This is a genomic window from Streptomyces sp. NPDC055239 (assembly GCF_053606205.1).
In genome coordinates, this window is record NZ_JBSGRD010000008.1 from 1 (window position 1) to 14020 (window position 14020).

The 14020-nt window shown below is 70.7% G+C and carries 14 protein-coding genes; 11 read left to right on the forward strand and 3 right to left on the reverse strand.

Annotated features, from left to right (window positions below):
• The first annotated feature begins 386 nt into the window (after positions 1-386).
• The 6 genes from ACWFRJ_RS24400 (at position 387) to ACWFRJ_RS24425 (ending at position 5326) form a co-directional block, all read left to right on the forward strand.
• Positions 387-1157 carry a metallophosphoesterase family protein gene (locus tag ACWFRJ_RS24400; protein WP_453534676.1) on the forward strand — a complete coding sequence of 257 codons (771 nt, stop codon included), beginning with the start codon at positions 387-389 and terminating at the stop codon, positions 1155-1157.
• A gap of 94 nt (positions 1158-1251) precedes the next feature.
• Positions 1252-1692, forward strand: a complete 441-nt coding sequence (locus ACWFRJ_RS24405) for an SRPBCC family protein (RefSeq protein ID WP_453534679.1) — start codon at positions 1252-1254, stop codon at positions 1690-1692.
• Positions 1693-1753: 61 nt separating this feature from the next.
• The gene (locus ACWFRJ_RS24410; protein ID WP_453534682.1) at positions 1754-2890 is read left to right on the forward strand and encodes an ArsA family ATPase; all 1137 of its coding nucleotides are present in this window, start codon (positions 1754-1756) and stop codon (positions 2888-2890) included.
• Between the two features lie 68 nt (positions 2891-2958).
• Positions 2959-3429, forward strand: coding sequence for a DUF5304 domain-containing protein (locus tag ACWFRJ_RS24415; RefSeq protein WP_453534685.1), 471 nt, complete (start codon positions 2959-2961; stop codon positions 3427-3429).
• A gap of 54 nt (positions 3430-3483) precedes the next feature.
• Positions 3484-4425 carry an ROK family glucokinase gene (locus tag ACWFRJ_RS24420; protein WP_383270463.1) on the forward strand — a complete coding sequence of 314 codons (942 nt, stop codon included), beginning with the start codon at positions 3484-3486 and terminating at the stop codon, positions 4423-4425.
• A 124-nt stretch (positions 4426-4549) separates the two neighbouring features.
• Complete coding sequence (locus ACWFRJ_RS24425) at positions 4550-5326, forward strand: endonuclease/exonuclease/phosphatase family protein (RefSeq protein WP_453534688.1); 777 nt, start codon at positions 4550-4552, stop codon at positions 5324-5326.
• Here ACWFRJ_RS24425 and ACWFRJ_RS24430 read toward each other — a convergent pair.
• Both ACWFRJ_RS24430 and ACWFRJ_RS24435 read right to left on the reverse strand, forming a co-directional pair.
• Entirely contained in the window at positions 5323-6003 is a 681-nt protein-coding gene (locus ACWFRJ_RS24430) for a hypothetical protein (RefSeq protein ID WP_453534691.1), read from the reverse strand. The two genes, ACWFRJ_RS24425 and ACWFRJ_RS24430, sit on opposite strands and share 4 nt — an antisense overlap.
• A complete protein-coding gene (locus ACWFRJ_RS24435) occupies positions 5996-6775 on the reverse strand; it encodes an alpha/beta hydrolase (protein WP_453534694.1) in 780 nt (259 codons plus the stop codon). Before ACWFRJ_RS24435 ends, ACWFRJ_RS24430 begins: the two co-directional genes overlap by 8 nt.
• 160 nt (positions 6776-6935) lie before the next feature.
• Between ACWFRJ_RS24435 and ACWFRJ_RS24440 the strand changes: the two genes are divergently transcribed.
• The 5 genes from ACWFRJ_RS24440 to ACWFRJ_RS24460 all read left to right on the forward strand — a co-directional run bounded on the left by ACWFRJ_RS24440 (position 6936) and on the right by ACWFRJ_RS24460 (position 11946).
• Positions 6936-7700 (forward strand): lysophospholipid acyltransferase family protein, encoded by a 765-nt coding sequence (locus ACWFRJ_RS24440; protein ID WP_453535699.1) that lies wholly within the window; start codon positions 6936-6938, stop codon positions 7698-7700.
• A 66-nt stretch (positions 7701-7766) separates the two neighbouring features.
• A complete protein-coding gene (gene macS, locus ACWFRJ_RS24445) occupies positions 7767-9020 on the forward strand; it encodes a MacS family sensor histidine kinase (RefSeq protein WP_453534697.1) in 1254 nt (417 codons plus the stop codon).
• Complete coding sequence (locus ACWFRJ_RS24450) at positions 9017-9700, forward strand: response regulator (RefSeq protein ID WP_453534700.1); 684 nt, start codon at positions 9017-9019, stop codon at positions 9698-9700. The genes macS and ACWFRJ_RS24450 overlap by 4 nt, the downstream gene beginning before the upstream one ends.
• Before the next feature lie 133 nt (positions 9701-9833).
• A complete protein-coding gene (locus ACWFRJ_RS24455; RefSeq protein ID WP_453534703.1) occupies positions 9834-10862 on the forward strand; it encodes a 6-phosphofructokinase in 1029 nt (342 codons plus the stop codon).
• A gap of 79 nt (positions 10863-10941) precedes the next feature.
• The gene (locus tag ACWFRJ_RS24460) at positions 10942-11946 is read left to right on the forward strand and encodes a 2-hydroxyacid dehydrogenase (RefSeq protein ID WP_453534706.1); all 1005 of its coding nucleotides are present in this window, start codon (positions 10942-10944) and stop codon (positions 11944-11946) included.
• Here ACWFRJ_RS24460 and ACWFRJ_RS24465 read toward each other — a convergent pair.
• Positions 11943-13805: an anthranilate synthase family protein gene (locus ACWFRJ_RS24465; RefSeq protein WP_453534709.1), complete on the reverse strand. Its 1863-nt coding sequence runs from the start codon at positions 13803-13805 to the stop codon at positions 11943-11945. The two genes, ACWFRJ_RS24460 and ACWFRJ_RS24465, sit on opposite strands and share 4 nt — an antisense overlap.
• Positions 13806-14020 lie beyond the last annotated feature (215 nt).

Consider the following 14020-nt stretch of genomic DNA (forward strand, 5'->3'; position numbering starts at 1 on the left):
GGCATTTCTGCGGACGATGTCGGTCAGATTGCCGTCCGCGGGGACCTCGTACAGGGCCGGAAGGCTGAACTCGCGCAAGACTGCTGCTCCTACATAGGGCGCCGGCGCCACGACGTTGTGCGATGCGACGGTGCGGTCCAAGATCGGGCAGGTGCTCCGTGGAAATGGGGGGAAAGGCGGCTGGAGCACTACTGGACTGCCCGGACGTTACCCATGGGTATGGCTTGTTCGATAGGGGGTCCGGGCCAGATGTTCGGTGCGTCACACGTCGTTGTGGTCTGAACCGCACAGTACGCCACGCCATTCCCGACTCGTAAGTAACCGCAGGTCCGCCCCCTTCTCGATGCCTCTACCCACGTTTGCCCGCTCGTTCTAGGGTGATCGGCATGTCAGATTTCCGGGTCAACGTGGTCAGTGACGTGCACGGCAACACAAAGGATCTCGCCCGCGCGGGCGAGGGAGCCGACGCGCTCGTCTGTCTCGGTGATCTGGTCCTGTTTCTCGACTACGCGGACCACTCGCGCGGTATCTTCCCCGACCTCTTCGGCAAGGAGAACGCCGATCGCCTCGTCGAGCTGCGCACCGCACGCCGATTCGACGAGGCCAGAGACTTCGGCGCCCGGCTGTGGGCAGGCGTGGACCGCGGGTCCGCCATCGAGGGAGCGGTGCGCAAGCAGTACGCCGAGATGTTCGCCGTCCTCCCCACGCCGACGTACGCGACGTACGGAAATGTCGACATGCCGGCCCTGTGGCCGGAGTACGCGGGCCCCGGCACCACCGTCCTCGACGGCGGCCGAGCCGAGATCGGCGGCCGGGTCTTCGGGTTCGTCGGCGGTGGCCTCCGTACCCCCATGCGGACGCCCTACGAGATCAGCGACGAGGAGTACGCGGCCAAGATCGAGGCCGTCGGCGAGGTCGACGTGCTCTGCACGCACATCCCGCCGGACGTCCCGGAGCTCGTGTACGACACCGTCGCGCGCCGCTTCGAGAGGGGTAGCCGCGCTCTCCTCGCCGCCATTCACAAGACCCGCCCGAGGTACGCACTTTTCGGCCACGTCCACCAACCGCTGACCCCCCGTATGAGGATCGGGGCGACGGAGTGTGTGAACGTGGGGCACTTCGCGAGCTCGGGCAGGCCGTGGGCCCTGGAGTGGTGACAGTGGGCCACCCCATGCGCGGTAGCCTTCACGCGTCACACCCGTACACACACCAAGCCCCCCGTACCGGACCGCATCTGGAGGAGCCACAGCGATGGCGGAACACACCAGCTCGAGCATCACGATCGAGGCGGCACCGGCCGAGGTGATGAAGGTGATCGCCGACTTCGCGCGCTACCCGGACTGGACGGGTGAGGTGAAGGAGGCCGAGGTCCTCGACACCGACGACCAGGGCCGCGCCAAGCAGGTCCGCCTCGTCATGGACGCGGGCGCGATCAAGGACGACCAGACGCTCGGCTACACGTGGACCGGCGAGAACGAGGTCAGCTGGACCCTCGTCAAGTCGCAGATGCTGCGCTCCCTCGACGGGTCGTACCTCCTCAAGCCTTCGGGGACCGGCACGGAGGTCACGTACAAGCTGATCGTCGACGTCAAGATCCCCATGCTCGGGATGATCAAGCGCAAGGCGGAGAAGGTCATCATCGACCGGGCGCTCGCGGGCCTCAAGAAGCGCGTGGAGTCCGGCTCGAAGTAGCGGTGGCCGGGGGAGATCCGCCGCCGGGCGGCGGGCCTCCGCTCACGTACCGTTCACTCTTATGCGCACTCTCCTCGTCACCGGCCCCGGCGGCTCCGGCCGAACCACTGTCGCCGCGGCCACCGCGCTGTCCGCCGCCCGCGAGGGACACCGGGCCCTGCTGATCTCGGCGGACCGCGTCGAGGCCCTCGGCGTGGAACACGCGAACCTCACCGTCCGCGGTCTTGCCCCCGGCGACGAGTTCCGTGCCGACCTCATGGCCCTGCAGAAGCGCGCGGGCTCCGCGCTCGACCTGGTCGGCGCCGGACGCCTGGAAGCCGAGGAGCTCAGCCCGCTGCCCGGCAGCGACGAACTTGCCCTCCTTCGCGCCCTGCGCGACGCGGGCCAGGGCGCCTACGACACCGTGGTGGTCGATCTGCCCCCGGTGCACCGCGCCCTCGCCGTCCTCGCGCTCCCCGAGCAGCTGCGCCGCTACCTCCGCAGGCTCCTGCCGCCCGAGCGGCAGGCGGCCCGCGCCCTGCGCCCCATGCTCGGCCGCATAGCGGGCGTCCCGATGCCCGCCGCCTGGCTGTACGAGACCGCGGCCCGCTGGGACACCGAACTCGCCGCCGCGCAGGCCGTCATCGAGAACCCGGGCACGACGGTCCGCCTGGTCGCCGAGCCGGGCCCCGCGGGCGCCGACGCCGTGCGCGCCGCCGCCACCGGCCTCGCCCTCCAGGGCCTGCGCACCGACTCCCTGACCGCCAACCGCGTCCTCCCCGATGACACCGCCGACACCTGGTTCGCCGCTCTCATCGCCCAGCAGCGCAAGACACTGAGTGAGTGGGAGGAGACGTACGGCGAGAGCCTCGTTCCCCTCCGGCACCTGGGACGTGACCCGCGCGGCACCGACGATCTCGCCGCCCTCGGCGTGCCCGCCCCCGCCGCGGCCCCGGCCCCCGTGAAGTGGCCCGTCTTCGACGCCCTCGCCGAGGACGGCGTACTGGTCTGGCACATCCCGCTCCCCGGAGCCGTACGCGAGGAGCTCGGCCTCATCCGGCGCGGCGACGAACTGGTCGTCAGCGCGGGCCCGTTCCGGCGCATCGTCACGCTGCCCTCCGCCCTGCGCCGCTGCACCGTCGCGGGCGCCGGACTGCGCGAGGGCGAGCTGCGGGTGCGGTTCGCGCCCGACCCGGATCTGTGGCCGCAGACACGGTGAACGCGCAACCGCCGTTCGGGTAACGTCGAGAGTACGAATCCATCCGCCTCCGCAGGAGTCTGTCCGTCATGAGCGATGCCACCGAGCGCGAAGTGCCCGAACCCGAAGCGGCAGCCCCCGACGCCGACGCGTGGGAGAGGGCGTGCGCCGAGGACCTCGCGGCGGAGAAGGCCCGGCGCCGTGCCCAGTACGGACCGCCGCCCGGATCGGCGGCCGAGGAGCTGCGCAAGCTCGTCGACGCCGTCTCGGAGAAGCTGACGGGGCTCCAGACGCCGTTGCTCGGCGCGGTCGCGCAGGGCGCCGTCGAGCAGACCGTGAAGCAGGTCGTCCAGCAGGCGAAGGCCGCCGTCGAGCCGGTCATCGAGCGCAACCCCGACGTCTTCGACCACCTCGCCGCCGCCGGTGGCGAACTGCTCGCCGCCTACCGCTCCGCGGTCGAGGGCCAGGAGGGCCGCTGGACCCGCGGGAGCGACGCCGCGAAGGGCCCCGACCCGCGCGACGAGGGCCCCGGTCCCGCCGAACACATCGACCTGGACTGACTACCCCTCGGGTACGGTTGCCCATAGCGGGGCTCGACCGAAACTGAGGGACACATGGGACTCACCATCGGCGTCGATATCGGCGGCACGAAGATCGCGGCCGGAGTGGTCGACGAAGAGGGCACCATTCTCGACACCCACACGGTGCCCACTCCGCCGACCGCCGAAGGCATCGTGGACGCGATCTGTGCCGCCGTCTCCGGCGCCGGCAAGGGGAACGACGTGGAGGCCGTCGGCATCGGCGCCGCCGGTTACGTCGACGACAAGCGCGCCACCGTCCTCTTCGCACCGAACATCGACTGGCGCCACGAGCCGCTGAAGGACAAGGTCGAGCAGCGGGTCGGCATGCCGGTCGTCGTGGAGAACGACGCGAACGCCGCAGCCTGGGGCGAGTACCGCTTCGGCGCGGGCCAGGGCCACGAGGACGTCATCGTCATCACGCTCGGCACGGGCCTCGGCGGCGGCATCATCATCGGCAACAAGCTGCGGCGCGGACGCTTCGGCGTCGCCGCCGAGTTCGGGCACATCCGTGTGGTGCCCGACGGACTCCTTTGCGGCTGTGGCAGCCAGGGCTGCTGGGAGCAGTACGCATCCGGCCGCGCCCTCCTGCGTTACGGACAGCAGCGCGCCAACGCGACGCCCGAGTCCGCCGAGATCCTGCTCGGCCTGGGCGACGGCACCGTGGAAGGCATCGAGGGCAAGCACATCAGCGAGGCGGCCCGGCAGGGCGACCCCGTCGCCGTCGACTCGTACCGCGAGCTGGCCCGCTGGGTCGGCGCGGGCCTCGCCGACCTGGCCTCGCTCTTCGACCCCTCCGCGTTCATCGTGGGCGGCGGCCTCTCCGACGAGGGCGAGCTGGTGCTCGACCCGATCCGCAAGTCGTTCAGGCGCTGGCTCATCGGTGGGCAGTGGCGTCCGCACGCGCAGGTGCTCGCGGCGCAGCTGGGCAACAAGGCGGGGATGGTGGGCGCGGCCGACCTGGCCCGCCAGGGTTAGTCCCCGTTGACTTCCCGCTGCTCTCTCGCTGTTTTTCGCTGATGTCGACCGAGGCCCGCTGTCCCCTCCGGGGGGCGGCGGGCCTCGTCGTGGCGGCACGCTCGCACCGCGTATCTTGATCTCCATGGTGACGCTTCCCGACTCGCTTCCCAACTCCAGGACCGAGGACGACGGTTCAGCCGTGGTCCGGGTGCTCAGCTACAACATCCGGTCCATGCGGGACGACACCGACGCGCTCGCCCGGGTCGTCGCCGCCTGCGAGCCCGACCTCGTACTCCTCCAGGAAGCGCCCCGCTTCTTCCGGTGGCGCAAGAAGCTGGCGCGGCTCGCCCGCAAAGCCGATCTGGTGCTGCTCTCGGGCGGGGCCACCGCGTCAGGGCCCGCGCTGCTCTGCTCGCTGCGGGCCACCGTCGAGCGGACCGAGGACGTGCTGCTCCCGCTGACGCCAGGACTGCACCGGCGCGGCTTCGCGACCGCCGTCGTGCGGTTCGGCGGCGCGCGGCTCGGCGTCCTGAGCTGCCACTTGAGCCTGCAGAGCGACGAGCGGTACGCACAGGGCGGGATGCTGCTCGACCGGCTCGCCGGGATGGGCGTGGAGCACGCCGTCGCGGGCGGTGACCTCAACGACCGGCCCAAGGGCCGTACGTTCCGCAGGCTCGCCTCGGAGCTGCGGGACTGCTGGGCCACTACTCCCTGGGGCGGCGAGAACACCTCGACGCCGTGGGACCCGCATCAGCGCATCGACGCGATCTTCGCCACCTCGGGGGTCGAAATCCTCGGCTGCGGTGTGCCGTTGGAGCTCGACGGGGTGAGCGAGGCGGATCTGCGGGCGGCCACCGACCATCTGCCGGTGCTCGCCGCCCTCAGGATTCCCGCGGCCCAGGAGAGCGCGCGCGCCTAGACCACCGCGCCGCGGCCCGGATCCTCGTCCTCTTCGTCGTCACCCTTCATCCGCGCCACCAGCGTGGCGAAGCCGCCGAGGAAGCCGCCGATGCTGACCGTCGCCAGCCACCACGTCATCTGCCAGCCGAGCAGCACGGTGAGCAGAAGCAGCAGCGGTCCTCCCGTCACGGCCAGCCAGGCGAACTTCGCCGTGACGTCCGCTGCGGGCAGCGGCGGAGGCTCCGGCGGGACGAAGTGACCCTCGTCGTCCGCGTCCAGGTCGTCGTCGGACGGCTCGGGCGCCACGTGGTCACGCGGGCCGCCGCCCACGCCGGGGGCGAAGGAGACGGAGCCGCCCAGCGTCTTCTTGGAGCCTGAGTCGTCGGGGTCGTCCGGGGCGGTGGGGTTCTTGGTCTTCTCGGAGCCCGTCTTCTCGGAGCCCGCTCCCGCTCCCGCTCCCGATCCCGGAGTCTCGTTCGTCTCCGGTTCGAGCAGGGCCAGGTCCTCGATGGACTTGAACGGCTTGGCGCCCGGCGGGTCCGCCGGCTCCTGGCCGTACCCCGCGACGATCGCCTGCCAGGCCGCGTCCTCGTCGAGCGGCAGCCCCTGGGAGGGCTCATCGCGCTTCTCGGGCTCACGGCTCTCGGGCTCGCGGCTCTCGTCGCCGTCGGGTTCGATTCGGTCCTGCTCAGCCACCGGTGGCCGTCCCTTCCTTACCGACACTGGGGGCGAGCCGGCCGATGAACGCGTAGCTCTCCTCGAAGATCCGGTCCGCATCATGGTCCAACGTCGCGACGTGGTAGCTCTGTTCCAGGAGGGTCTCGGTGACGTCCGTGGACGACACCCGGCTGAGGATCCTGGCCGAGTCGACCGGCGGCACCACATGGTCCTGCGGGCTGTGCAGCAGGAGCAACGGCTGTGTCACCTGCGGCAGTTCACGGTCGAGCCGCTGGAAGAACCGGCGCATCGAGTGCGCCGCGTGCAGCGGAACCCGGTCGTAGCCGACCTCTGCCGAGCCCTCCAGGGCGATGTCGCTCGCGATGCCCTTCGTCGAGGGAACCAGATGCCGGGCGAGCGGCAGCGCGTGCGCGGCCAGGCCGTGCACCTTGTTCGCCGGGTTCACCAGAACGATGCCCCGCACCTCGTCGCCGTGCCTGGCCGCGAGCCGCAGCGTGAGCGCGCCGCCCATGGAGAGGCCGAAGACGAAGACGTCGGTGCACCGCTCCAGGAGCCCGCGCAGCTCGCGCTCCACCTCGGCGTACCAGTCCTGCCAGCCGGTGATCTGCATGTCCTCCCAGCGCGTGCCGTGCCCGGGAAGGAGCGGGAGCGAGACGGTCAGGCCACGGTCCGCGAGGTACTCGGCCCAGGGGCGCAGGGACTGCGGGGATCCGGTGAAGCCGTGACAGAGGAGGACGCCGACCTCGCCGCCCTCGTGGCGGTACGGCTCGGCTCCGGGGAGGACCGGCACTTCGGTCTCCTTCGTGAGATGTGGCTGCGTGGATGCGAGGAGTACTTCACCGTACGCGACCGGACTGACACCGACCAGGGCCGTCGGGCCCTTTGGGCTTACCGCGGGTTAAGGTCTGATCCACACATAACAGGAGGCACTCGGTTTGATCTACGGCGCAATGAAGGTCGCCATCGGAGGGCCGCTGAAGCTCGGCTTCAGGCCCTGGGTGGAGGGCCTTGAGAACGTACCCGCCGAGGGACCGGCCATCCTGGCGAGCAACCATCTCTCCTTCTCGGACTCCTTCTTCCTGCCCGCGGTCCTCGACCGCAAGGTCACCTTCATCGCGAAGGCGGAGTACTTCACGTCTCCGGGCGTGAAGGGCAAGCTCACGGCGGCCTTCTTCAAGGGCGTGGGCCAGCTGCCCGTGGACCGCTCCGGCGGACGCGGCGCGGGCGAGGCCGCCATCAAGAGCGGCATCGAGGTCCTGGAGCGCGGCGAGCTCTTCGGCATCTACCCGGAAGGCACGCGTTCGCCCGACGCGAGGCTCTACCGTGGCAAGCCGGGCGGCCTCGCGCGCGTGGCCCTCTCCACCGGGGCGCCCGTGCTCCCCGTGGCGATGATCGACACCGAGAAGATCCAGCCGCCCGGCAAGGTGATGCCGAAGCTGATGCGGCCGGGCATCAAGATCGGCAAGCCGCTCGACTTCAGCCGCTACCACGGCATGGATCACGACCGGTTCATCCTGCGGGCGGTGACCGACGAGGTCATGTACGAAATCATGAAGCTGTCCGGCCAGGAGTACGTGGACGAGTACGCGACGGCGGCCAAGCGCCGCATCTCGGACGCGGCGAAGGCCGAGAAGGAAGCGGAGAAGAAGGCGGAGAAGGCAGCGGCGGCGGCCGAGAAGGCAGCGGCGGCCGAGAAGGAACGGTCGGGCGCGTAGGAGCGTCGCTGCAAGGGGGAGCCGAGTGCCAGGGGGAGCCGCAGGGCACCCCAAGGGGTGGGGGACATGACCAAGCGCGTCCGTGTCATGAGGATGTCGGTCGAACAGCCGCTGTGGCGTGCGCTGACCGGCTACCGCGTACTGACGATGCTGTACGCGATCGGCCTCTTCGTGGCCGCGTACGAGAAGTTCGACCGCCCCTGGGTGGCCATCGGGTACTTCACGGTGCTCGCAGGATGGACCATCGGCACGCTGCCGAAGGTCGCCAACGCCGCGAGCTGCACCAAGCGGTTCCTGGTCACCGACCTGACCATCGCGATCGTCGGCATCCTGCTCACGCCGGTCGCCGACGCGCACCAGCGGATCGTCCACGACGGCCCGACGCTGCCCTCGATATGGACGGCGGGCGCGGTGCTCGCGTTCGCGATCAAGGGCGGCTGGCGGTGGGCGGCCTTCGCGTCGGCACTCGTCGGCGTCGCCAACATCGCGCAGCGCGGCAGGCCCACCCAGGACACGCTCCACAACGTCCTGCTCGTCTGTATCGCGTCCATCGCCATCGGATACGTCGTCGAGGTGGCCCGCGCCTCCGAGCGCACCCTCGCCCGCGCCCTGGAGATCGAGGCCGCGACCCGCGAGCGGGAGCGCCTCGCCCGCGACATCCACGACAGCGTGCTCCAGGTCCTCGCGATGGTGCAGCGGCGCGGCAGCGCGCTCGGCGGCGAGGCCGCGGAGCTCGGCAGGATGGCGGGGGAGCAGGAGGTCGCGCTGCGCACGCTGGTGGCGGGCGGCCTGGTGCGGACGTCGCACGAGTCCGAGGACGCCTCCCTCGGAGCCGTCGTCCGCGCGGTGGAGGAGCCCGACGACCACGCGGACGCCGATGACGGCGAGCCCTGCGACCTGCGCTCGCTCCTCTTCCCGTACGCGGGCGCGAAGGTGACCGTCTCGGAGCCGGGCGCTCCGGTCGGCCTCGCGCCGAGGGCCGCGCGGGAACTGGCCGCCGCGGTGGGCGCCGCCCTGGACAACGTCCACCGGCACGCGGGCCCGGACGCCGGTGCCTGGATCCTCGTGGAGGACGAGCCGGACTGCGTGATCGTGACGGTGCGGGACGACGGCCCCGGCATCCCCGAGGGCCGTCTCGCGGAGGCCGAGGGGGAGGGGCGGCTCGGTGTCGCCCTGTCGATCCGGGGGCGCCTGCGGGACATCGGCGGCACGGCGGAGCTGATCTCGGTGCCGGGCCAGGGCACGGAAGTGGAACTGAGGGTCCCGCGGGACTCGCCGAACGCAGGAAGCACACGGGGGAAGGCAGGAAAGGAACGATGAGCGAAAAGGAACAGCAGGAGGGCACCGTCAGGGTCATGGTCGTCGACGACCATCCGATGTGGCGGGACGCCGTCGCCCGCGACCTCGCGGAGGCCGGCTTCGACGTGGTCGCCACGGCGGGCGACGGCGAGCAGGCCGTGCGCCGCGCCCAGGCCGTCGTGCCGGACGTCCTCGTACTCGATCTGAACCTGCCCCTGAAGCCGGGCGTCCAGGTCTGCAAGGAACTCGTCGGCGCCGATCCCGCCCTGCGCGTGCTCGTCCTCTCGGCGAGCGGCGAGCACGCCGACGTCCTGGAGGCGGTCAAGTCCGGCGCCACCGGCTATCTCCTGAAGTCGGCCTCCACCGCCGAACTGACCGACGCGGTGCGCCGCACGGCCGTCGGCGACCCGGTCTTCACCCCGGGCCTCGCGGGTCTGGTCCTGGGCGAGTACCGCCGTCTGGCCTCCGATCCGGCGCCCGGCGCCCCGGACGAGCCGAAGGCCCCGCAGCTGACCGACCGCGAGACCGAGGTGCTCCGGCTCGTCGCCAAGGGGCTGAGCTACAAGCAGATCGCCGAGCGCCTGGTCATCTCGCACCGCACCGTGCAGAACCACGTGCAGAACACCCTGGGCAAGCTCCAGCTGCACAACCGCGTGGAGCTCGTGCGGTACGCGATCGAGCGAGGTCTCGACGACGCATGACCCTCGTATGAGTGAACTCGGGTGATCAACTCCCTTGTTCCGGCCAGGAATTGACCATCCGCACCGTCCCTGAGTGACCTGGATCACCATTAGCGTGACCCGCATACAGGTCACTCAGGGAAGGGACTTTTCTATGCGGGTCGGAGTACTGACCGGAGGCGGCGACTGCCCCGGGCTCAACGCCGTCATCCGGGGCGTCGTCCGCAAGGGCGTGCAGGAGTACGGCTATGACTTCGTCGGCTTCCGGGACGGCTGGCGCGGTCCACTGGAGGGCGACACCGTCCAGCTCGACATCCCGGCCGTGCGGGGCATCCTGCCCCGCGGCGGCACCATCCTCGGCTCCTCGCGCACCAACCCGCTCAAGGCGGAGAACGGCGTCCGCCGGATCAAGGAGAACCTCGCCAAGGAGGAGGTCGATTCCCTCATCGCGATCGGCGGCGAGGACACCCTCGGCGTCGCCGCGCGGCTCACCGACGAGTACGGCATCAATGTCGTCGGCGTACCGAAGACCATCGACAACGACCTGTCCGCCACGGACTACACCTTCGGCTTCGACACCGCGGTGGGCATCGCCACCGAGGCGATCGACCGGCTGCACACGACCGCCGAGTCGCACATGCGGGTCCTCGTGGTCGAGGTCATGGGGCGGCACGCCGGGTGGATCGCGCTGCACTCCGGGCTCGCCGGGGGCGCGAACGTCATCCTCATCCCCGAGCAGCGCTTCGACGTCGACCAGGTGTGTGCCTGGGTGACCTCGCGGTTCAAGGCGTCGTACGCGCCGATCGTCGTCGTCGCCGAGGGGGCCATGCCCAAGGACGGCGAGATGGTCCTCAAGGACGGGACGCAGGACTCCTTCGGGCATGTGCGGCTCTCGGGCGTGGGGGAGTGGCTGGCCAAGGAGATCGAGGGGCGTACGGGGAAGGAAGCGCGGACGACCGTCCTCGGGCACGTCCAGCGCGGCGGGACACCCAGCGCCTTCGACCGGTGGCTGGCCACACGCTTCGGCCTTCACGCGATCGAGGCCGTGCGGGACGGCGACTTCGGGAAGATGGTCGCGCTGCAGGGCACGGACATCGTGCGGGTCCCGATCGCCGAGGCGACGGCGAAGCTGAAGACGGTGGACCCGGAGCTGTACAAGGAGGTCGGGGTCTTCTTCGGCTGATCTTCTGCTGAGAAGGTCACGACGGGGCGGCGCCCGGCTTCCGGGTGCCGTCCCACCGGACGGTACATAGACTTCCCGCATGGAGATCCTCGCCTTCGGCGTGCAAGCCGACGAGCGGCCGCTGATCGAGAAGGCCTTCGCCGCGCACCACGACATCCGCTGCCTCGACGTCTTCCTCACCGAGGACACCGCCCCCATCGCCGCAGGCCACGAGATCGTCTCCACCAGCGTCAACGCCGACCTCGGCAGCCGCGTCCTGCAGACCCTCGCGGCGGGCGGGACGCAGATGATCGCCCAGCGTTCGACCGGGTTCAACAACATCGATCTTCAGGTCGCCGAACGCCTCGGCTTCACCATCGCCCGCGTCTCGTACTACTCGCCTTACTCCGTCGCCGAGTTCGCCTGGACCCTGGCGATGGCCGTCAACCGCCGCATCGTCCGCGCGAGCAACCGCACCCGCGACTTCGACTTCAGGCTCGACGGCCTGATGGGCAGGGACCTGCGCGGACGCACGGTCGGCGTGCTCGGCACCGGGAAGATCGGCGAGGCGTTCACACGGATCGCGCACGGCTTCGGCATGCGGCTGCTCGGCTGGGACGTCGCGGAGAACCCCGCGTGCGTCGAGCTCGGCATGGAGTACGTCGAGAAGGAGCGGCTCTTCGCCGACGCCGACCTCATCAGCCTGCACGTCCCGCTGCTCCCCTCCACGCAGCACATCGTCGGCGCCGACGCGCTGCGGATGATGAAGGACGACGCGATCCTGGTGAACTCAAGCCGCGGCGGCCTGATCGACACCGACGCCCTGGTCTCCGAGCTGCGGGCCGGGCGGTTCACGGGCGTCGGGCTCGACGTGTACGAGGCGGAGGCGGGGCTCTTCTTCCTCGACAAGTCCCTCGAGGTCGTCGAGGACGACACCCTGGCCCGCCTGGTGACGTTCCCGAACGTCGTGGTCACCTCGCACCAGGCGTACTACACCGTGGACGCCGTCGGGCAGATCATCGACACCACGGTGCAGAACGTACTGGACTACAGGGAGGGCCGCCGCAGCGAGAACGTGCTTGTCCCGGCGCCCCTCACGGCTTAGACGAGGACACCGGTCAGCAGCTCCCGCACGATCGCCGTCCCGCGCAGCGAGAGCACCGACTCCGGGTGGAACTGGACGCCCGCGAAACCGTGACCCCGCAGCGCGTGCACCTCTCCCGTGGCCGGGTCCCTGCTGACCTCGATGCCGTGCGCCGCCAGCTCCAGGGACGTCTCCTCGTCGCAGTGGGCCACGAAGCTGTTGTAGAAGCCGACCGTCTCCGGCCGCCCGAACAGGTCGATCCGCGTCTGAGCGCCCTGGTACGGGACCTCCTTGCGGACGATCTCCAGGCCCAGCTCGGCGGCAAGGAGCTCATGACCGAGGCAGACGCCGAGGACGCCGTGGCGGTGATCGCGGACGGCCTCGGCGGTCAGCGAGCGCAGGAAGCTCATCTTCGGGTCGGTCGAGTCCGAGGGATTGCCGGGCCCGGGGCCCAGGACCAGCGGGCCCTCGTGTTTCCGGACCGTCTCCCGCAGCCCCGGCTCGTCGTAGCGGCGTACGGAGACCGTGAGGCCCGATGAGCGCAGCAGATGCGCCAGCATCGCCGTGAACGTGTCCTCGCCGTCGATCACCAGGGCGTGCCCGGTCAGCTCGGCCGTCACCTCCTGCATCCGCAGCCAGAACGGCGCGAGCCCCGCCCGCCGCCCGTCGAGCGCGGCACGCACGCGCGGGTCGTCGGCGAGCGCGGGGCGTACGTGCTCGTCGCGGGGCCGCCCGGGACGTACGCCGAGCGCGGCGAGCACGCCCGCCGCCTTCGCGTGCGTCTCGGCCACCTCGCCCGCCGGGTCGGAGCCGCGCACCAGCGTCGCGCCGACCGGGACCCGCAGCTTCCCGTCCGCCGAGATGTCGGCGGTGCGGATCAGGATGGGGGAGTCGAGGGTCTGCGCGCCGCCCGCGTCGCGGCCGATGAGGGCGAGGGCGCCCGCGTAGTAGCCGCGCCCGCCCGCTTCGTGCCGCTCGATGACGCGGCAGGCGTTCTGCACGGGCGAGCCGGTGACGGTCGCCGCGAACATCGTCTCCTTGAGGACCTCGCGCACGTCGAGCGACGACTTGCCCCGCAACTCGTACTCGGTGTGCGCGAGATGTGCCATCTCCTTCAGCCGAGGACCGACGACGACACCGCCCATGTCGCCGACGGTGCACATCATCTTGAGCTCCTCGTCGACGACCATCGACAGCTCCTCGGTCTCCTTGCCGTCGGCGAGGAAACCGAGCAGATCGTCCGCAGTGGGGCCGTCGGCCGGGTAGCGGTACGTCCCGCTGATCGGGTTCATGACGACCGTCCCGCCGGACATCCGCACATGCACCTCGGGACTCGCCCCGACCAGGGTCCTGTCCCCGGTGTGCACGACGTACGTCCAGTAGGCGCCCCGCTCACCCACGAGCAGCCTGCGGAAGAGCGCGAGGGCGTCCGCCCTGCCGAAGCCGGGGATCTCACCCTCGTACGTACGCCGGATGACGAAGTTCGCGCCCTCGCCGCGCCCGATCTCCTCGCGCAGGACCCGCCCGACGATCTCCCCGTACGCGGCGTCGTCGACGTCGAAAGCCCCGCCCTCGACGCGCACGTCATGGGTGGGCAGCGTCGACAGGGCATCGGCGAGCGGGAGTTCGTACGTCTCGTCGGGCGTCAGGACCGCGAGCGGCGTGCCGTCGTCGCGTACGTCGAAGCCGCGCTCCCTGATCTGCCGGAAGGGGACGAGGGCGAGACCCTCGTCGGGGATGTCGGCGAGCCGGTCGTACGTGCCGACCTCGCCGATCAGGACCTCGACGGTGCCGTGGTCATGGCCGGGCGTGCGGCGGCGGAGCACGGCGAAGGGGCGGTCGTCGTCGACGAGATCGAGCAGGTGCGTCTTGGAATGCATCGGTTGGGTTCCTTCTCACTCGGAGAGGAACGGCCCCGGACCTGCGCAGGTCCACAAAACACTGAAGGCCGCCCCTCGGGCGGCCTTCGCGAGTCTTTGAGTACGCGCAGATTCAGTGGGCCGCCGGATGAGCGGGCCACCACCAGTTTCGGTTCGTCTGCGCGTGCATGTCCGGCACCATAGCGCATCGCCGCGCCCATGCCCGGCTGTGTCGG